The organism is Halorubellus sp. JP-L1, from assembly GCF_011440375.1.
Classification (GTDB): domain Archaea; phylum Halobacteriota; class Halobacteria; order Halobacteriales; family Natrialbaceae; genus Halorubellus.
The window spans coordinates 1-18,559 of record NZ_JAAOIR010000005.1 but is presented as its reverse complement, the minus strand read 5'-3'; the positions used below and the strand labels follow the sequence as shown (position 1 = coordinate 18,559).

The window sequence follows — 18,559 nt, the reverse complement described above, 5'->3', positions numbered from 1 at the left end:
TCTACAGGCGGCTCAGGAGAGGAGTTCGACCAGGAGCGCCTTCTGGACGTGCAGGCGGTTCTCGGCCTGCTGCCAGACGAGCGAGCGCTCGCTCTCGATGGCGGCGTCGGTGACCTCCTCGCCGCGGTTCGCGGGCAGGCAGTGCATGAACTTCGCGTCCGCGGCTTCGAGGACGTCCGCGGTGACGGTCCAGCCGTCGAACGCCTCGCGCTTGTCGTCGTCCTCGCCCATGCTCACCCAGACGTCCGTCTCGATCACGTCGACGTCAGCGACTGCCGCCTCGAAGTCGTGCGTGACCGTGGGTGCCGGGCCGACGGCGGCGGCGCGATCGAGGACGTCCTGATCGAGCCCGTGGCCCTCCGGGGTTGCGATCGTGCAGTCGACGCCCGCCATCGCGCACGCGATCGCGAACGACGCGGCGACGTTGTTCCCGTCGCCGACCCACGCCACCGACGCGTCCTCGAAGTCGTCGTCGAACGCCTGCTGGATCGTCAGGAGGTCCGCGAGGGCCTGACAGGGGTGGGCGTCGTCCGTGAGCGCGTTCACGACCGGGACGTCCGCGTACGCCGCGATCGTCTCGATGGCGTCGTGGTCGAACGTCCGGATGGCGAGCGCGTCCGCGTACCCCGAGAGCGCGCGCGCGGTGTCCTTCAGGGGCTCGCCGTGCCCGAGGTGCGTCGCGTCCGGGCCGAGGAATACCGCGTGCCCGCCGAGCTGGGTCATCCCCGTCTCGAAGCTCATCCGCGTTCGCGTCGAGGGCTTCTCGAACAGCATCCCGAGCGTGTGCTCGGGGAGGTCGCGATGCGGGGTGCCGGCCGCGAGCGACTGCTGGTAGTCGGCGGCGTCCGCGAGAACGGCGTGGAACGTCTCCACGCTCAGGTCGTCCACGTCGAGGACGTGCGCGGGTGGCTCTGGGCTCGATGCGGTCGACGGGTCGGCTGTCGGCGTGCTCATGGTTGAATGCTCACTGCTGGCTCGCGACGACCGACTCGAGGACCGCGACGGCGCGGTCGTAGTCGGCGAGCGCGAGGTGTTCGTCGGGCGAGTGGTCGAGCGAGGAGTCCCCGGGGCCGTACGTGGCGACGGGGCAGTCCCACGCGGCGTCGTAGAGGTTCGCGTCGGCGGTACCGGTCTTGCGGAGGAGGCTGGGCTCGCCCCCCGCTCGCCTGATCGCGGTGCGGAACGCCCGCCCGAGTTCGGTCCGGGGGCTCGCGACGTGCGGCGGGATGGCGTCCCCGAACTCGACGACGCCGCGGCGCGTGACTGCGTCCACGGTCGCTTCGATCTCCTCGGCGTCGGTCCCAGGTGGGATGCGGAACTGGCAGTCGACCGTCGCCGTCACCGCGTTCCCGCCGGGTTCGGTGCCGGCGTCGACCATCACGGGCTTGACCGTCACGGACTCGAACACGGACGCATCTTCGTGTTCGTCTGCGCCGGGGCCGAGCGGACTCTCGAACGCGTCCTTGACGTCCTCGACCCACGCGGTCGCGTGCTCGACGGCGTTCAGGTCGGGGAGCGAGGAGTGCGCGGCCTCGGTCGCGACCTCGTAGGTCGCGGCGACGAACCCGCGGTACCCGAGCGTGAGCGCGTCCCAGCCCGAGGGTTCGCCGTTCACGACGGCGTCGGGCGCGTCGCGGTCCGCGACGAGGTGGTGTGCGCCGCGACTCGTGGTCTCTTCGCCGACGACGCCGACGAACGACGCGCCGGTCTCGACGGCAGCGACCGCCATCGCCGCCAGCGGCCCCGTCGCGTCCACGCTTCCGCGCCCCCAGAGGACCGCGTCGTCGTCGACGAGCGTCGTCCCGTCCGTCGGGAGCGTCGCGTCGTCGCTCTCCGCGGTCGTGGCGACATCGGCGTCGTTCGCGACTGCTTCCGCGTCGTTCGCGACCGTCTCTGCGTCGGTGAGCGTCGCGTCGGCGTCCGTGATGCACGTCGGGACGTCGCCGGGGACGGTGTCGACGTGGCTCGTGAGGAGCACCCAGTCGTTCGCGGGCGCGCGGACGTTCCCGACGTCGTCTAGCCAGACCTCGCGGTCGTGGGACTCGAAGAACGCCGCGAGGCGTTCCGCGGCCGCCACCTCCTCGCCCGAGGGCGACGGGGTGGCGACGAGGTCAGCGACGAGTTCGCGCGCTTCCGCCGTGGAGACGTCGTTCGTCGCCTCGTCCACGGCGTCGGTGGGCGTTCCCGTCGCGCCGGTCGCGTTCGCGTCCGTCATCACGCCGACACCTCCGCGAGGACGTCCCCGAGCGCGTCGACGACGGCGTCGGCGTGCTCTGTCGTCGCGGAGAGCGGCGGGAGCAAGCGAACGACCGTGCGGCCCGCGGGCAGCGCGAGCACCTTGTGCTCGATGGCGAGGCCCTTCAGGAGGCGGTTCGCGCCGCGCTTCACCTCGACGCCGACCATGAGGCCCTCGCCGCGGACGTCCCGCACGGGGAGCTCTGATAGTTCGGACTGGAGGTGTGCGCCGACCTCGCTCGCGTTCGCGGCGAGGCCCTCGCCCTCGACGACGTCGAGCGTCGCGGTCGCCGCGGCGGCGACGAGGGGGTTCCCGGAGAACGTCGACCCGTGCGAGGCGGCGCCCTCGGCGACCCAGTCCGCGCAGACGGTCGCGCCGAGCGGGAGGCCGCTCGCGAGCCCCTTCGCCGCCGTCAGGATGTCGGGGGTGACGTCGCGCGATTGGCACGCCCAGTGCGTGCCCGTGCGGCCGACGCCCGTCTGGATCTCGTCCAGGACGAGCGCCGCGCCCGCGTCGTCCGTCAGGTCCTGGGCCGCCTGCAGGTAGCCCTCCGGTGCGGGATGCACGCCGCCCTCGCCCTGGACGGGTTCGAGGACGACGGCGGCGGTCTCGTCGTCCACTGCTTCGGCCAGGGCGTCTTCGTCGCCGTAGTCGACGAACTCGACGCCCGGCATCACGGGCTCGTACGGCGCCTTGTACTTCGCCTTCCACGTCGCCGCGAGCGCGCCCATCGTGCGGCCGTGGAACGCGCGCTTCGCGGCGACGATCTTCTCGCGGCCGGTCGCCGAGCGCGCGAACTTCAGCGCCGCCTCGTTCGCTTCGGTACCGGAATTGCAGAGCCAGACGTTGTCCAGGCCGTCGGGCGCGAACGCCGCGAGACGCTCGTAGAGCACGTCGCGCTGGGCGTTCCCGTAGCTCGCCTGCGCGTACAGCAACTCGCCGGCCTGCGAACGGACGGCGTCGACGACCTCGGGGTGGCAGTGCCCGGCGGGCGTGCACGCGTAACTCGCGCCGAAGTCGAGGTACTCGGTGCCCGCGTCGTCGTAGACGTGGACGTCCTCGCCGCGCTCGATGCTGATCGGCTTCTCGCTGAACACGAAGCCGCTCACTGCGCCGACACCTCCGCTTCGGAATCGTCTCCCGACTGCAGTGCACCGGGCAGGATCGTCGTCGCGTCGCCGTCGAGCGCGCTCGTCACCGGGGCGTCGGCGTTCGCGCTCGCCACCGCGACGCTCGCCGCGCCGCCGTCGAGCGCCTCCTCGGCGGCCATGACCTTCTTCGTCATGAACCCCTCCGCGGCCGACTGGAGGTCGTTCCACCCTTCGGGTGTCACGACCCTGTCGATGCGCGTGCTCGCGTCCTCGGGGTCCGCGTAGACGCCCGCGACGTCCGTGAGCACGACGAGCTCCGCCCCGAGTGTGCCCGCGATGGCGGCGGCCGCGCGGTCGGCGTCCGCGTTCACGGGAACCAGTTCGGCGCCGTCGTCGGCGACGGCGTCGTCGACGCTCGCCGCACCGTCCACGCCGAGCATCGGGACCGTGACGACGGGCGTGCGCCCGGCGTCGAACAGCGCCTCCAGGAGGGCCGCGTCGACCGACTCGATCTTCCCGGAGTGGTCGCCGCGCTTGATCTTCTTCTTGCCGTCTTCGAGGACTCTGACCGCAGATTTGCGGGGCCCGGTCAGGAGGCCGCCGTCGACGCCGGAGAGGCCGACCGCGTCCACGCCCTCGTTCAGGAGGCCAGCGGTCAGGTCCGTGTTGAGCTTCCCGGGCAGCACCATCTCGAAGACCTCCATCGTGCGTTCGTCCGTGAACCGCCCGACGACGCCGCCGGGCGTCTCGACGTACTCGGGCTCCTCGCCGAGGTCCTCGAGCGTCTCGTCGACCGCCGTCGAGCCGCCGTGGACGACGACGACCCGCTCTCCACTGGCGACCAGTTCCGCCACGTCCGCGAGCGCACCGTCGGGATCGACCGCGCGAGCGCCGCCGATCTTCACGACGACGGTCACGCCGACCACCTCGTCGCGGTCGTCATCGAGCGCGTCATCTCAGGGACTCCCCACGGGGTGCAGGCCCGCGAACTCGAGGCCGGCGGTCTCCTCGAACCCGAGCGCGACGTTCGCCGCGTGCACGGCCTGTCCCGCCGACCCCTTCGTGACGTTGTCGATCGCGGAGAACACGACGACGCGCTCGTTCGACGGGTCGAGCTCGAACCCGACCTCGGCGTGGTTCGTGCCCGCGACCGCCTTCGGCTCCGGGTAGCGATAGGTGCTGGAGCCGCCGGCCTGCAGGCGCACGAACGGTTCGTCCTCGTACTCGCCGCGGTACGCCGACCAGAGGTCGCCGTTGGAAACCGGGCTGTCCGGGAACACGTGACAGGTCGCGCTCGCACCGCGGACCATGTCGACGGCGTGGCACGTGAACGATACTGACTGCCCCAACCACTGCTCGATCTCGGCCTCGTGGCGGTGCCCGGTGGGCGCGTACGGACGCACGACGCCCGAGCGCTCCGCGTGGCTCGAGGCCTTGCCGCCGCCGGCGCCGCCCTCGCTCGACCCGACCTTCACGTCGACGACGACCTCGGCGTCGTCGAGCACGCCGGCTTCCGCCAGGGGATAGAGGCCGAGGATGGTCGCGGTCGCGTTGCAGCCACCGCTCGCGATGACGTCCGCGCCCGCGAGGTTCTCGCGGTTGACTTCGGGGAGCGCGTACTCGGCGTCCGCGAGGAGTTCGGGACGCGAGTGGCCGTCGTACCACTCGTCGTACTGCGCTTCGGTGTCGAGCCGGAAGTCCGCCGACAGGTCGACGACGAGGTCCGCGGCGTCCTGGTACGCGTCGATGTGCTCCATCGTGACGCCGTGCGGCGTCGCCGTGAACAGCACGTCCACGCTCTCGAGGTCGCCGGGCTCGCTGAACCGGAGGTCGGTCCCGCGAAGCGGCGGGTGGACGCTCCCCACGGACTTCCCGGCGTACTCGCGGCTCGTCGCCTGCGCGAGCTCGAACTCGGGGTGGCCCGCGAGGATGCGCAGGAGTTCGCCGCCCGCGAACCCGCTCGCGCCGACGATGCTCGCCGACACCGCCTCCGCGTCGACGTCCACGTCGCCGGTGGGCGTGGCTGCCATCAGCAACGCACCTCCATCGGTGCAGTCAGTTCCGCGGCCATCAGTCCGACACCTCCGCCATCGCTTCCTCGGCGTCGGCGTCGTCCTCCGCGTCGGCTTCGACGGCGTCGACCTTCGCCTCCAGCCAGTCGACGACCTTCGCGGGCACGTCGACGTCGACGGTCTCGTTCAGCGCCTTGAACTCGACGGTGTGGTTGACCTCGTGGACGGTGTACGACCAGTCGGTCGCGTCGCCGTCGGTCTCCATGAGGTCCACTCCCAGGAGGCCGCCGCCGACGGCGTCGCTCGCCATTTGCACGAGCTCCTCGGCTTCGTCGTCGAGCTCGAACGCTTCGGTGTCGGCGCCCTTCGCGGCGTTCGTCAACCAGTGGTCGCCCGAGCGCACCATCGCGGCGATCGGCTCGCCGTCGACCGCCAGGACGCGGACGTCGCGGCCGGGCTTCTCGACGAACTCCTGGACGTAGAACACCTTGTGCTCGTAGTGCCCGAGCGTCGCCTTGTGCTCGAGGATGGCCTCGGCGGCGCTCTTCGAGTCGATCTTCGCCATCAACCTGCCCCACGAGCCCATGACGGGCTTGAGGACGCAGGGGTAGCCGAACTCCTCGATGGTCTCCATCGCCGCGTCGGTCGTGAACGACGTCTCCGTCCGCGGCGTGGGGACGCCGGCGGCGGCGAGCGCGAGCGAGTTCTCGACCTTGTCCGCGCACGTCTCCGCGGTATCAGCCGAGTTCACGACGGGGACGCCGTACTGCTCGCAGAACTTCGTCGCGTACAGGCTCCGCGAGGTCGCCATGCAGCGGTCGACGACGACGTCCAGTCCCGCGAACGCCTCGGGGGGTTCCTGGAGGTCGAAGCGCTGCTTGCGGACGTCGATCTTCGTGACGTCGTGCCCGCGCTCGCGCAGCTCCGAGAGCAGGAGTTTCTCGTCCTGGCGGATGCGCGAGTAGAGGACGCCGACGTTCACGTCGTCCACCTCGATGCTGTCGTCGTCATCGTCGTGGTAATCTTGGTGACTGTCGTCTGCACGCTCACTCCCCCCAGTCCTCTTCCAGCTCGGGGGCCTTCTCGAGGACCGGCGGGGAGACGTCTATCACTTCGAGCTCTGCGCCACAGGTCGTGCAGTCGACGATCTCTCCGGCTTCCGCGTCGTCGTGCAGCGCCACGTCGGCGCCGCACTCGGTGCATGTCGTCATCGTACACGGTACTCCCGGCGGGAGGAACATAAACCTTCCGAACTTACCAAATAACTTAGATTAAACAGAGTCCACTCTAGGCGCACTGAGAAAGCAAAATCCGCCGTCGAATCTGAAACCCATATCAGATTACTGTGAATAGTCGCCCCGTGGTGGGGCTGGTGGCAGTCGGCCTCGCACGCCTCGCGGTCCGATCGCCTCCCCATCAGGCGCAATCGCCGCCTCAAACATACGTCGACACCTCGTCCTGGAGCGTCTCGTGAGCCAGTTCGAGCGCGTCGCGCTTGGCCGCGACCGCCGACTCGTCGCCCGACAGCGCGTCTGCCGCGGACGCGACCTGCGACGCCACCGCGTCGGGCGCGGGCCCGCCGACCGAGTCGCGCATCGCGACGTTCGCCGCCGGATCGAGCGCGTCCGCGACCCTCGCCGCGTCCACGAACGACTCCATCGGCTCGCCGAGCACGTCCGCGACCGCAGCAGCGATCGTCTCGACCGACGGTGCGTCGCCGTCAGCCGAACCGCCAGCTCCGTCCGCATCGTCCGCGGCCGTCGAGCGTTCGCTCGCCGTCGCGACGACCTCGTGGGCCTGCCTGAAGGGGACGCCCGCCATCGCGAGCACGTCCGCGACCGCCGTCGCCGTCGCGAACCCCTCGCCGGCCGCCTCGGCGAGCGCGTCGCTCGGCCAGTCGGCGGTCGCGACCGCGCCCGCCGCGACCTCGGTCGCCTCCGTCACCGCATCGACCGCACTCCAGACGTGCGGCGTCGCACGCTGGAGGTCGCGGTTGTACGCGCGCGGCAGGCCCTTCAGCGTCGAGAGCAGGCCGTTCAGGCCCGCGCTCGCGTCGCCCGCGGTCGCGCGAACGAGCTCGAGCGTGTCCGGGTTCTTCTTCTGGGGCATGATAGAGGACGTCGACGCGTACGCGTCGTCGAGCGCGACGAATCCGCGACTCGAGAATATCACGAGGTCCTCCGCGAGCCCGGACAGGTGCGTGGCGACGTTCGCGAGCGCGCTCGCGACCTCCACGAGGTGGTCGCGCGCGGCGACCGCGTCCGTCGCGTTCGTCACGAGCCCCGAGAATCCGAGCAGCTCTGCGGTCCGCTCGCGGTCCACGTCGAACGGCGTGCCCGCGAACGCCGCCGCCCCCAGCGGGGACTCGTTCACGCGCTCGTACGCGTCGAGCAAGCGGTCGGCGTCGCGAGCGAGCGCGCCAGCGTACGAGAGCGCCCAGTGCCCGACCGTCGTCGGCTGCGCCGACTGCAAGTGGGTGTAACCGGGCATCAGCGTCTCGCCCTCGGCGTCGGCCACCTCGACGAGCGCCGCGCGCGCGTCGTTCACCGCCGCCAGTGCCGCGAGGACGTCCTCGCGGAGGCGATAGCGGATGCACGCCGCCACCTCGTCGTTGCGCGACCTGGCGGTGTGCATCTTCCCGCCAACCGACCCCGCGATCGCGATCACCTTCGACTCGATCGCCTCGTGGACGTCCTCGCCGTCGGGCAGCCCCTGGTGCTCTTCGACCTCCACGACGTTCAGCGCCTGAAGTATCTGGCCCGCCTCGTCGTCGCTCACGACGCCCTGCTCGGCGAGCATCACGACGTGCGCGCGGTCGACCGCCAGGTCCGCCTCGAAGATGCGCTCGTCGCCAGCGAGCGACGACATGAATCCACGGGCGGGGCCGCCGCTGAAGCGCTCGCCGCGGACCGCCGTCCCGCCGTCGGTCGCACCGCGACCGCTCGCCCCGTCGCCGCTCCCGTCGCGACCGGTGCTCCCGTCGTTCCCGACGCCGTCGTCCCCGACGCCGCCGCTCCCGCCGGAGTCGCCAGCGGCCGTGCGGTTGTCGCGGAACTCCGTCATCAGTCGTCGGCCGTGATCGTCGTCTCGTCGGTCGACTCCTCGCTCTCGCTCGTCGTCGACGTCGAGTTCGCCAGGCGGTCCTGGAACCCGTGGTACTTCGCGACGCCCGTCGCGTCGGCCTGCTCGATGCCGTCCACGGTCGACGTGTCGAACGACGCCGCGGACTCCGAGTACACCGCGTGCTCGCTGTCGCGGCCGACCGCGCGCGCCTGGCCGGCGGCGAGCTTCACCGTCACGGTCCCCTCGGTCTTCTCGCTCACGACGTCGAGGAACCCGCCGAGCGCGGCGGAGAGCGGCGAGTGAACGAGGCCCTCGTAGGCCTTCTGGGACCACTCGTCGTCCACGGTCGCCTTGAAGTCGCGCTCGTCCTTCGTCAGGACGAGGCCCTCGAGGGCCTCGTGGGCCGCGTGCAGCACCGACGCCGCCGGGTGCTCGTAGTTCTCGCGAACCTTGAGGCCGAGCATGCGGTCCTCCATCATGTCCGTGCGGCCGACGCCGTACGCGCCCGCGAGCGCGTTCAGGAACTCGATGGTCGCGACCGGCTCGCCCGACGCGACCGCCGTCGTCGCCTCGTCCGCGTCCCCGGCCTCGGTCACCGCCTCGGCGGCGGTCTCCTGGACGGATTCGGGGCCCTCGAGGACGGAGACGCCCGTCGGGAGGCCGTCAGCGAACCCGACCTGGACGAGCGTGGGTTCGGTGACCGTGCCGGGTTCGGTCGTCCAGTCGTAGATCTCCTCTGGCGGGACGTACGCGGGGTCCTCGAGGTCCTTGCCCTCGACGCTACGGCTCCAGAGGTTCGTGTCGATGCTCCAGTCGCCCTCGTTCCCGCCCTCTACGGGGAGGTCGAGTTCGGCGGCGTACGCCTGCTCGAACTCGCGCGTCAGTCCGAGTTCGCGCACGGGCGCGACGACGTCCAGGTCGGTGTCGCGCCACACCGCCTCGAAGCGCAACTGGTCGTTCCCCTTGCCCGTGCAGCCGTGCGCGACCGCGTCCGCGCCGACGTCGGCGGCGACCTCGGCGATCGCTTCCGCGATGACGGGGCGAGCGAGCGCCGTCCCGAGCGGGTATCCCTGGTACGTCGCGTTCGCCGTCACGGACTCGAAGCAGAGGTCCGCGAATTCGTCCTTCGCGTCGACGACGTAGTGCTCGAGGTCGAGCGCCGCCGCGGTCTCCTCGGCCTCCGCGAACTCCTCGGCTGGCTGGCCGACGTCGACCGTGACGCCGACGACCTCGTCGTACCCGTAGAGGTCCTCGAGGAGCGGGACGCAGACCGTCGTGTCGAGGCCGCCCGAGAACGCGAGCGCGACCGTGCCGCCGTCGACTTTCGTTACGTGGGTCGTGTCGAGATTCGCTGCTGCGTAGTCCGAGTCGGTCGTGTGCTGTGCGTCCGTCGTCGCCGCGTCGTCGTGCGTAGTATCGTCGTGTGTCATGCCGTGTCGATGTGGGTGACGGCGGAACCCCCGCCGTCGAACTGGTCGAAGTACGTTGCGCCGCGAGTCGAGGAAGTAGTATGTGTGGCCCTAACGGGCCGGTCGCGGCGTTCGAAGGGACACGGCAGCACCGCTCGCGGAGTCCGCGAACGTAGACGTGCGGTGCTGAACCATCGTACCAACACGTACTGGACACGTACTACTAAAGGTTGCCGGCGCGGCAAGCCTTGGACCCCACGACCGTACGATATCACGTCACACACTACCGCGATTTTGCCGGGTCTTTATATCGTTACGGCGAGCAGACCAGGATATGCTCGAAAACCGAGGCGGCATCGACGTCGAGGACCTGCTCAAGATCGTCCTCCTGCTCGTCGTCGTCTGGATCGTGCTCGAGGTCGTCGGGATGATCATCGGCACCATCGGGTGGCTGCTCGGGCCGCTCCAGCCCATCCTCGGACTCGTCATCCTCGTCCTCATCGTCCTCTGGCTCCTCGACCGCCTGTAGGCCCACGCCCGAGCGACGCGGCCTCGCTGGGCCGCGGACGTCCGTAGCCCCACGACCGGGCGACGCGGAACCGCACGACATTAGGTCGAGCCAGTCCACGCACCGAACGTGTACAGCCTGAACGTCCCCGTTCCGGGACGCGTTCGCCGGCTCGCGAGCGACCTCCATCCCCATCTCGTCGACTTCGCGACGTACCCCAGCGACCACACGCTCCTCGCGAAGCGCCTCGACGCCAGCACGCCCAGCGACCGCCACCGCGTCCAGCGCCAGGTTCGGGACGCCCTCGCCGGCATGCCGCCGTTCGCCGTCCGCGTCACCGGCATCGACTACTTCGAGGACCCGACCTCCGGCACCGGCCCCGTCGTCTACCTCGCCGTCGAATCACCCGGTCTGCGGGAGGTCCACGACCGCCTCGTCGACGCACTCGGGAGCATCGACGGCCTCGGCGGCGACGACTACGTCCCGCACGTCACGATCGCCCGCGACGGCCCGATGGCGGCCGCCGACGCCGCTGCCGACGTCGACGTCGACCCGATCGAGTGGACCGTCGACCGCCTCCAGTTCTACGACGCACACCTCGAAGAACCCGCGGGGGAGATACGACTCCCCGCGTAGTCGCCGAGAACGAGCCCCGGCGCGACGACGGACGCGATCTCGACGGATGGGAACTACCGAAAACGAAATACGAGCGGTGGCCATTAACTCCACATCGTGCTGCGCTCCCTCCCCGGAGAAACCCTCGTGTTCGGGCTCTACGTCGCGGTCTTCGCCGTCGCGAGCGTCGCGTGCGTCGCGAGCAGCCGCCGGCTCCGCGCCGTCGACGACGCCGACACGCGACGCGGCCTCCGCGCCCTCCTCCTCACCAGCGGCGGCTGGGCGGCCGCCAACGCCGCCTTCCTCGCGCTCCCGACGCTCTCCCTCAAGCTCGCCGCGTACACCGTCGGCCTCGTCCTCGGGTTCGCGACCGTCGGAGCGTGGCTGTACTTCTGCTCCGCGTACACCGGCCGCGCCTACCACCGCAACCCGACGTACCGGCGCGTCGCCGTCTTCGTCTTCGTCGTCGTCGTCGCCGTGAAGGTCACGAACCCACTCCACGCCGGCTACTTCACCACGACGACCGTCGCGACGCCGTTCCCGCACGTCGCCGTCGCCAGCGGCACCCTCCACTGGGTCGCGATGGGGCTGTCGTACGCGCTCGCGTTCGTCGGCTACTTCATGCTCCTCGACCGCTTCACCGAAGTCGACATGGACACGCGCGCGCTCTCCGCGCTCCTCGCCGCCACCGCACTCCCCGTCGTCCTCGACGTCGCCGCCGTCACCACTCCCGTCCTCGTTGAGATCGGGTACGAACCCATCGGCGTCGCCGTCTTCGCCGTCGGCGTCGCGTACGCGTACATCGAGAAGTTCGAGGCCGTCAGGTTCGCCGCCGAACGCGACGTCCCCACCATCGCACTCGACCGCGACGGCCGCGTCCGGGACGCCAACCGCGCCGCCACCACGTACTTCCCCGCCCTCGAGAGCGCACGCGGCGACCCCCTCGACGCCGTCCTCCCCGAGGTCGCCGCCCGAATCGACGCCGGCGAAGACGACGTCGTCTCCGTCGACGTCGACGGCAGCACCCGACACTACCGCGTCACCGCGACCCCCTACGGGACGGGCGGCGCCGGCACCGGGCACGCCGTCGTCCTGACAGACGTGACCGACCGCGAACGCTACCGGCGCGAACTCGAACGACAGAACGCGCGCCTCGAATCCTTCGCCAGCGTCGTCAGCCACGACCTCCGCAACCCCCTCAACGTCGCCCAGGGCGAACTCGAACTCCTCCGCGACCGACTCGCCGACGGCGCCGTCGACGAGGCAGACGCCGTCGACGGCCTCGACGGCATCGAGACGGCTCTCGACCGCATGAACGCCCTCATCGACGAGATCCTCGCGCTCGCCCGCAACGGCGACCCCGTCGAGGACCCCGTCGACGTCCACCTCTCGACGCTCGCGACCGACTGCTGGCGGTTCGTCGACACCGGCAACGCCGAACTCGTCGTCGCCGACGACCTCGCGTTCGCAGGCGACCCAGACCGCCTCAAGCGACTGTTCGAGAACCTCATCCGGAACGCCTGCGACCACGCCGGCGACGACGTCACCCTCACCATCGGGACGCTCGCCGACGGGTTCTACGTCGAAGACGACGGCCCCGGCATCCCCGAATCCGACCGCGAGACCGTCTTCGAACCCGGATACACGACCGACGCCGACGGCACCGGCTTCGGGCTCGCCATCGTCGCCGAAATCGCCGACGCCCACGGCTGGACCGTCACCGCAACCGAGAGCGCCGACGGCGGCGCCCGCTTCGAGTTCACCGGCGTCCACGTCGTCGCAACCGAAACCGAACGCGCGACCACCCCGCCCGACAGGACCACCCCCGACCTCACGACCGACAGCCCGCCACGCTAACGAACCCCTCTCGCCGACAACGCCGCTGGCCGACCGCACCACTCGCTCCGCTCCGCACTCGCGGACTCGCCGGCGCAAAACGTGGGCGAAAAGCCGACCGTCGAACGCTCAGGGCGCTGGTGGCCCCGAATCGCCGTACGCGTCCATGTCCTGGTGAGACCACCTTTTGTCGCCGGCGTCGCCGCTCGCTTCGCTCGCGGTCTCGCCGGCGCAAAACGTGGGCGGAAAGCCGACCGTCGAACGCTCAGGGCGCTGGCGGCCCCGAATCGCCGTACGCGTCCATGTCTTGGTAAAAGTTCAGCATCGCGAACTTGAGTTTCGTCGGGCCGATGTCGACCATCTCCTCGCGCTCGTGGCCGGGGAACGTGTCGTGGACGCTGTACTTCCCCATCTCCTGCTCGCTCCGGGCCGTGTAGCGCTCGTCCATGAGGACGCGCACGCCGAAGTCCTCCGGCGACCGGATGACGCGCCCGAGCGCCTGCCGGGTCTTCCGGACCGTCGGAATCTCCACCGCGTACCGCCAGCCGTCCTGTTCGGGGTCGCGGTCGCCGAACTCCTCGCCGTACGCGCGCTGGACCGCCTCCGCGCGGTCGTCCAGGTGCGGGTAGGGGACGCCGACGACCACGACGGACCGCGCGTCGTCGCCGTCGAAACTCACGCCCTCCGCCAAGGTACCCCACAGCGACGTCAGGAGGACCGCGTCGTCGTCGCTCGTGAACGCAGCGCGCGCGTCCTCCGCGCTCACGCCCGCCTCGTCCAGATACACCGTCGAATCCACGTCCGGATCCTGACGGAGGCGCGTCGCGTACCGCTTCGCCTCCGCGTAGTTCGGGAAGAACGCCAGCGTGTTCCCCGGCGTGAACCGCACCACGTCCGCGAGCGTCTCCCCGTAACGCTCCTGGACCGCCGCCTCGTCGCGCTTGCTCGCGAACAACGCCGGCGTCCCAACCGCGAACGTCCGGCGGCGCTCCGCGGGGAACGCCAGCCCGTACTCCATCTCCACCGGATTCTGTAACCCCAGGACCTCGCCGGCAATCCCGAACGGCTGGAGGGTCGCGCTCATCAGGACGTTCGCGTGCGTCTCCTGGAACAACTCGCTCGTCACCTCCTGGGGAATGCACGTGTACAACTCCACGCGCCCGTACACGTCGTCGGTCCCCTGGTCGCGACGCACCGCCGCGACCGGGTACTTCCCCTGGTCCGTCGACTCCTGCATCCACGACCCCACGAACCGCGCCGCCGCGAGCGTCTGGCAGTCCTGGCGCGTCGTCGCCTCCCCGCGCTTGTACGCCTCCTCGTACCGCTCGTCTAACTCCTGCCCGAGCTGGACCGCCGCCTCCAGGTCCTGCTGGTAGCCCTGACCCGTGTATCCCTGGAGGAAGGATAGCGTGAGGTCGTCGCGGCCGTCCTCGCTCGCGATCGTGACGTCGTGCCAGTCCTCGCCGACGCGCTCGCGCTCCCCGAACGCCAGCCCGTCCTCGTACGTCTCCACGAGCGCATCCCGGAACGCCCCCAGGACGTTCGCCGCCCGATCGGCGCGCGCGTCGTCCTCCTCCTCGAGCTCGCCAAGCGCGCTATCCAGGGACTGCTCGGTCAACGTCCGCGTCGCGTGGTCGCGCGCCGCATCCTCCACGTTGTGCGCCTCGTCGAACACCGTGATGACCTCCGAGGGGTCCCGGCCGAGCCACCGGAAGAACTGCTCGCGGATCATCGGGTCCAGAAGGTGATGGTAGTTCGCGACGACGAGGTCCACGCCCTCGATGCCCTCCTTCAGGAGCTCGTACCCGCAAAAGCCCTGCGAGCCCGCCTGCTCGAAGATCTCCTCGGGCGTCCGCACGTCGTCGAACAGCCACTCGTAGAAGCCGTCCGTGTCAGCAGTCAGGTTCTGGAGGTAGTGATCGCAGACGTTCGCGTCGTCGACGTCCTCGATCGCGCCCTGCAAGGACTGGATCTCGTTGATGACTGCCGACCGCGCCTCCTGAGCCTCCTGGGCCGCCTGCGAGCCGTCGTCGCCCTCCTTGACTTCCTCCAGCAGCTCCTCCTGGCGCTCCTCGAGCTGCTCGACGTCCTCGCGCTTCTCCACGAGGTCGCGAGACGTATCCCGCAACGCCTGGCACTCCTCGTACCCGACGTCGATGTGGCACATCGACGCCTTCCCCTTGAACACGACCGCGCGGATCGCCTCCTCGCGCGTGATCGCACTCGCCTCCGTGATGAACTGACGCATCTGCTGATGGACGTCCGTCGTGATGACCACCGTCTTCTCCGCCTCCCGCGCGTACTCCAGGGCCGGCACGAGCGCCGAGAGCGTCTTCCCCGTCCCACAGGCTCCCTCGAAGAGGACGTCCTGCCCGCGACTGAGGGCGTTGTAGATGCGGTCCATCGCCTCGCGCTGGTTCGCGTACGGCTCCTCGTAGGGAAAGAAGCGCATGTACGCGTCCGTCTCCGCAGTCACACCCATCGATTGCGCGCAATCAGGCAAAAGGGTTCGCCCGCGCGAGCCGGCGCGGGCGTCGACTCGCGGGCTAGAGGTCCGCGCCGACCGCGTCCGCGACCGAGTCGAACCCGTCGCGTTCGAGCAACTCGAGGAGTCCGCGATTGATCTCTCGCGCGAGCGACGGCCCCTCGTAGACGAGCGCCGTGTACAACTGGACGAGCGACGCGCCCGAACGGATCTTCGCGTACGCGCCCGCGGCGTCCGACACGCCACCGACCCCGACCACGGGGACGTCGGTGCGTTCAGCGACGAACCGCACGAGTCGCGTCGACGCGTCCTCGATGGGTTTGCCCGACAGGCCACCCGTCTCCCTCGCATTCGGACTGGATAGCGACTCGGGACGATCGGTCGTCGTGTTCACCGCGACGACGCCGTCCAGGTCGAACTCGTCGACGAGGTCGAGCGCGTCCTCGACCGCCGGCTCCGGGAGGTCCGGGGAGAGCTTCACGAGGAGCGGACTCGCGCCCGCGTCGACGAGCTCGCGGAAGATCGCCGCCAGCTCGTCCTTGTTCTGGAGGTCCCGGAACCCCTCCGAGTTCGGACACGAGACGTTCACCACGAAGAAGTCCCCGCCTTCGGCGACGCGCTCGTACGTGTACCGGTAGTCCGACGGCGCTTCCGCCATCGACGCCGACTCTGACTTCGCGAGGTTCACGCCCACGGGCACGGCCGCGTCCACGTCCTCGCGGAGGCGACGCCCCACGGCGTCCGCGCCCTCGTTGTTCAACCCCATCCGGTTCACGATCGCCTCGTCCTCGCGCAAGCGGAACATCCGCGGTCGCGGGTTCCCCGGCTGCGCCTCCGCCGTCACCCCACCGACCTCCACGAACCCGAACCCCAGCGACGCGAGTCCCGGAACGACCGTCGCGTTCTTGTCGAACCCCGCAGCCACCCCCACCGGGTTCGGGAACGACTCCCCGAACGCCGTCGTCGCCAGGCGCTCGTCGTCCACGACGAACCGCCGCGCGAGCACGGACGCGACTGGCGTCCCTCCCACCGCGCGCAACCCCCCGTGAACCAGTCCGTGTGCCGTCTCCGCCGGCAGCGAGAACAACAGCGGTCGCGCCACGTCGTACACGCTCATTACCTGATACGCCACGCTCCGCGCCGATAAACGTCTCGGGAACTGACCGCAGGAGCATACGACGGCCGGCAGGTCGTCGTTTCCGGTTGGGAGTGACCGCAGGAGCATCCGGCGGCGTCTGGGCCGCCGGTTCTCGTGGAGGCGTCACCGGTTCGTGCCGTCAGGGGTGGCGTGGTGCCGTGGCTCGGCGATGGTCGGGTCGGGAAGCGATCTGGCCCGTATGGGGCAGGGCCGTGGGATGGTACGCTAGAACTCGTGTTCGACTTCGTCCTGGTCGGCCTTCTGGATGATTATCTTCCCGTCGCGCACGCGGACGAACACCTCGTCCCCGATATCCATGCCCGCGACCGCCAGTTCGTCCTCGTGGAGGTTGATGTGGACGTTGTGGTACTCGCCGTTCTCGTCTTTCGCGCCACTCGGACTCAGCTTCTTTTTCCGTACCATCGCCGAGGTCTAGTTCGAGTGTTCGCTACAGCACCTACTTAAGTGTTTTCTACACGCAGAGGGCGTCGGGGCGGCGCGCGCGAGCGACTGAGACGGCTTCGACCCCCCGAACTCGGTCGCTCGAACCCCTCGATTACCCCTCCCTTTATCAATGGCGCCGTCGCCGTCCCTCGGTTTCGGGGATATCTTTATGGTGGGTCGTGTGCTCCATTCGCATGGAGCGAAATCATGGTACGTGAAGATGGCAAGCGCAATTTCGCGCTCCGAAACCAGAGTGGCGAGGAAACCAGCGTGTTCTCCGGGAACACGCCACGACAGGCAGCACTGAAGGCGGCGCGGCGACTCGAACCCGCACAGGGCGAATCGAACGCCGACAAGACCGAACTCCGCCTCCGCGAGAAAGGCACCGACAAAGTCCACATCTACGACGGCTGGGCCTGGAACGAGCAAGCCCCCGACGACAAGCCCGACTGGATGCCCAACGAGATCACGGAGGCGAACGTCTCGAAGAAGCGCATCGAGCACCTCGAAGAATAACCCCCACCGCGCTTCTCGACCGACATACGTAACACCCACCAGGGCGAACCTCGCCACCGCGCGGGCACCACCCGACCCGACCACCCGCACCACGCGAGGAATGACTGGTCGGCCTCCACCCGCGCGACACCACGTCCCACCAGCGACGGCCGAGTCACCACCGTCCCCACGCCTCCCAGCCACGCCAACTGGCACCGGTTCGCGCGAACCATCCCAGGGCCAGCATCGCGCTCCCACACGCCACGCACGCGACGATACCCTTCACTCCCACAACGCGACGACCACCACGTACACGCGACAGTCCCATCCCTGGGCCATCACGACGCAAGTCACCACAGTAGTCCTTCACCTCATCCGGCACCACGATCCTCGATAGAGTCTTCATTACGCGTACGCGCGACCCGGAACCCGTGCGAAACCGCACCACGTGAACGCGATACCAATGGCTGGACGGAACGACGGCCTTAAATGTATCACCCCCATCGGTATGGATGCGAACAAGGTGGCGCACGACGCCACCCCCTCCGGCCGCGATCCGGCACGGAGGCAGGAACGCCCCGATTCACACACGGGACGACGACGGAACGACGCCCTTAAGTAAAACAGGCAACTTCGTCGTGATGTGAACGCCCCGCCGGAACGACCTCCGGCGTCGGGCGACTCCGACGCCCTTAAGTGAATACGGGGATTCGGATACAATCCACACAGCACAACGCGATTCGGGGTGCGTTCAACTCGTACCCCAATCCCGGACGTGTTCGGCGAATACCACTCGCCGAACGGGGACATTCCGAAGGGCTTATGCCCTTGCTCGGAATATAACCAAGTCCGGAAGGAAATGAGGATTCCGCCCCTGCGGTCCGCCGTCAAGACGGGATCTGATGTTAGCCCTGGTAGTTCGGTGACGCCCGATCGGCCGACTCGATCTGGATCACCGAACTCGGACCACGCAATGCAATAGATGGAACACACCCATTCGGGTGTGTCCCGCCATACCCCCCGAGCCTTGAGCTCGGGACCATTCCGGTTGATCCTGCCGGAGGCCATTGCTATCGGAGTTCGATTTAGCCATGCTAGTCGCACGGGTTTAGACCCGTGGCAGATAGCTCAGTGACACGTGGCCAAACTACCCTATGGATCAGAACAACCTCGGGAAACTGAGGCTAATTCTGAATAAGGCTCCCTGCCTGGAATGGCTTGAGCTGG

The 18,559-nt window shown here is 69.3% G+C and carries 16 protein-coding genes and 1 rRNA gene; 5 read left to right on the top strand and 12 right to left on the bottom strand.

Annotation, left to right across the window (positions count from 1 at the left end; translation table 11 throughout):
- Positions 1 to 12: 12 nt before the first annotated feature.
- From argF to argG, 9 genes are all read right to left on the bottom strand, one after another.
- Positions 13 to 954 carry an ornithine carbamoyltransferase gene (argF, locus tag G9C85_RS17100; protein WP_166042227.1) on the bottom strand — a complete coding sequence of 314 codons (942 nt, stop codon included), beginning with the start codon at positions 952 to 954 and terminating at the stop codon, positions 13 to 15.
- Between the two features lie 10 nt (positions 955 to 964).
- Positions 965 to 2,215 (bottom strand): [LysW]-lysine hydrolase, encoded by a 1,251-nt coding sequence (locus G9C85_RS17095; protein ID WP_166042225.1) that lies wholly within the window; start codon positions 2,213 to 2,215, stop codon positions 965 to 967.
- Positions 2,215 to 3,345 (bottom strand): aminotransferase class III-fold pyridoxal phosphate-dependent enzyme, encoded by a 1,131-nt coding sequence (locus G9C85_RS17090; protein ID WP_166042223.1) that lies wholly within the window; start codon positions 3,343 to 3,345, stop codon positions 2,215 to 2,217. The genes G9C85_RS17095 and G9C85_RS17090 overlap by 1 nt, the downstream gene beginning before the upstream one ends.
- Positions 3,342 to 4,244 (bottom strand): acetylglutamate/acetylaminoadipate kinase, encoded by a 903-nt coding sequence (locus G9C85_RS17085; protein ID WP_166042222.1) that lies wholly within the window; start codon positions 4,242 to 4,244, stop codon positions 3,342 to 3,344. The genes G9C85_RS17090 and G9C85_RS17085 overlap by 4 nt, the downstream gene beginning before the upstream one ends.
- A 39-nt stretch (positions 4,245 to 4,283) precedes the next feature.
- Complete coding sequence (gene argC / locus G9C85_RS17080) at positions 4,284 to 5,357, bottom strand: N-acetyl-gamma-glutamyl-phosphate reductase (RefSeq protein ID WP_166042220.1); 1,074 nt, start codon at positions 5,355 to 5,357, stop codon at positions 4,284 to 4,286.
- A gap of 40 nt (positions 5,358 to 5,397) precedes the next feature.
- On the bottom strand, positions 5,398 to 6,321 hold the full coding sequence (gene lysX / locus G9C85_RS17075) for a lysine biosynthesis protein LysX (protein WP_166042664.1): 924 nt from the start codon (positions 6,319 to 6,321) through the stop codon (positions 5,398 to 5,400).
- Between the two features lie 64 nt (positions 6,322 to 6,385).
- Positions 6,386 to 6,550, bottom strand: a complete 165-nt coding sequence (lysW, locus tag G9C85_RS17070; RefSeq protein ID WP_166042218.1) for a lysine biosynthesis protein LysW — start codon at positions 6,548 to 6,550, stop codon at positions 6,386 to 6,388.
- Between the two features lie 223 nt (positions 6,551 to 6,773).
- A complete protein-coding gene (argH, locus tag G9C85_RS17065; protein WP_166042216.1) occupies positions 6,774 to 8,402 on the bottom strand; it encodes an argininosuccinate lyase in 1,629 nt (542 codons plus the stop codon).
- Positions 8,402 to 9,832, bottom strand: a complete 1,431-nt coding sequence (gene argG, locus G9C85_RS17060) for an argininosuccinate synthase (protein WP_166042214.1) — start codon at positions 9,830 to 9,832, stop codon at positions 8,402 to 8,404. The genes argH and argG overlap by 1 nt, the downstream gene beginning before the upstream one ends.
- 313 nt (positions 9,833 to 10,145) lie before the next feature.
- Here argG and G9C85_RS17055 point away from each other — a divergent pair, with 313 nt between their 5' ends.
- The 3 genes from G9C85_RS17055 to G9C85_RS17045 all read left to right on the top strand — a co-directional run bounded on the left by G9C85_RS17055 (position 10,146) and on the right by G9C85_RS17045 (position 12,791).
- A complete protein-coding gene (locus tag G9C85_RS17055; protein ID WP_166042213.1) occupies positions 10,146 to 10,340 on the top strand; it encodes a hypothetical protein in 195 nt (64 codons plus the stop codon).
- Between the two features lie 108 nt (positions 10,341 to 10,448).
- On the top strand, positions 10,449 to 10,955 hold the full coding sequence (locus G9C85_RS17050; protein WP_166042210.1) for a 2'-5' RNA ligase family protein: 507 nt from the start codon (positions 10,449 to 10,451) through the stop codon (positions 10,953 to 10,955).
- A gap of 99 nt (positions 10,956 to 11,054) precedes the next feature.
- Positions 11,055 to 12,791, top strand: a complete 1,737-nt coding sequence (locus G9C85_RS17045; RefSeq protein WP_166042663.1) for a sensor histidine kinase — start codon at positions 11,055 to 11,057, stop codon at positions 12,789 to 12,791.
- 244 nt (positions 12,792 to 13,035) lie between these two features.
- Here the strand turns inward: G9C85_RS17045 and G9C85_RS17040 are convergent, their stop codons facing one another.
- From G9C85_RS17040 to G9C85_RS17030, 3 genes are all read right to left on the bottom strand, one after another.
- The gene (locus G9C85_RS17040) at positions 13,036 to 15,222 is read right to left on the bottom strand and encodes an ATP-dependent DNA helicase (RefSeq protein WP_166042662.1); all 2,187 of its coding nucleotides are present in this window, start codon (positions 15,220 to 15,222) and stop codon (positions 13,036 to 13,038) included.
- A 94-nt stretch (positions 15,223 to 15,316) separates the two neighbouring features.
- Positions 15,317 to 16,372 carry a quinone-dependent dihydroorotate dehydrogenase gene (locus tag G9C85_RS17035; protein WP_166042208.1) on the bottom strand — a complete coding sequence of 352 codons (1,056 nt, stop codon included), beginning with the start codon at positions 16,370 to 16,372 and terminating at the stop codon, positions 15,317 to 15,319.
- 246 nt (positions 16,373 to 16,618) lie between these two features.
- Positions 16,619 to 16,816: a hypothetical protein gene (locus G9C85_RS17030; RefSeq protein WP_166042207.1), complete on the bottom strand. Its 198-nt coding sequence runs from the start codon at positions 16,814 to 16,816 to the stop codon at positions 16,619 to 16,621.
- Positions 16,817 to 17,044: 228 nt separating this feature from the next.
- On the opposite strand from G9C85_RS17030, the gene G9C85_RS17025 reads away from it, so the two are divergent.
- Together G9C85_RS17025 and G9C85_RS17020 are read left to right on the top strand one after the other, a co-directional pair.
- The gene (locus tag G9C85_RS17025) at positions 17,045 to 17,353 is read left to right on the top strand and encodes a non-histone chromosomal MC1 family protein (protein ID WP_166042205.1); all 309 of its coding nucleotides are present in this window, start codon (positions 17,045 to 17,047) and stop codon (positions 17,351 to 17,353) included.
- Positions 17,354 to 18,373: 1,020 nt separating this feature from the next.
- A 16S ribosomal RNA gene (locus G9C85_RS17020) occupies positions 18,374 to 18,559 on the top strand; the annotation flags it as partial.

Coding starts and splice junctions, on each gene's coding strand:
- G9C85_RS17025 (WP_166042205.1), top strand. CDS start 17,045: ATGGTACGTGAAGATGGCAAGCGCAATTTCGCGCTCCGAAACCAGAGT.
- argF (WP_166042227.1), bottom strand. CDS start 954: ATGAGCACGCCGACAGCCGACCCGTCGACCGCATCGAGCCCAGAGCCA.
- lysW (WP_166042218.1), bottom strand. CDS start 6,550: ATGACGACATGCACCGAGTGCGGCGCCGACGTGGCGCTGCACGACGAC.
- argH (WP_166042216.1), bottom strand. CDS start 8,402: ATGACGGAGTTCCGCGACAACCGCACGGCCGCTGGCGACTCCGGCGGG.
- G9C85_RS17095 (WP_166042225.1), bottom strand. CDS start 2,215: ATGACGGACGCGAACGCGACCGGCGCGACGGGAACGCCCACCGACGCC.
- G9C85_RS17055 (WP_166042213.1), top strand. CDS start 10,146: ATGCTCGAAAACCGAGGCGGCATCGACGTCGAGGACCTGCTCAAGATC.
- G9C85_RS17030 (WP_166042207.1), bottom strand. CDS start 16,816: ATGGTACGGAAAAAGAAGCTGAGTCCGAGTGGCGCGAAAGACGAGAAC.
- G9C85_RS17040 (WP_166042662.1), bottom strand. CDS start 15,222: ATGCGCTTCTTTCCCTACGAGGAGCCGTACGCGAACCAGCGCGAGGCG.
- argG (WP_166042214.1), bottom strand. CDS start 9,832: ATGACACACGACGATACTACGCACGACGACGCGGCGACGACGGACGCA.
- argC (WP_166042220.1), bottom strand. CDS start 5,357: ATGGCAGCCACGCCCACCGGCGACGTGGACGTCGACGCGGAGGCGGTG.
- G9C85_RS17035 (WP_166042208.1), bottom strand. CDS start 16,372: ATGAGCGTGTACGACGTGGCGCGACCGCTGTTGTTCTCGCTGCCGGCG.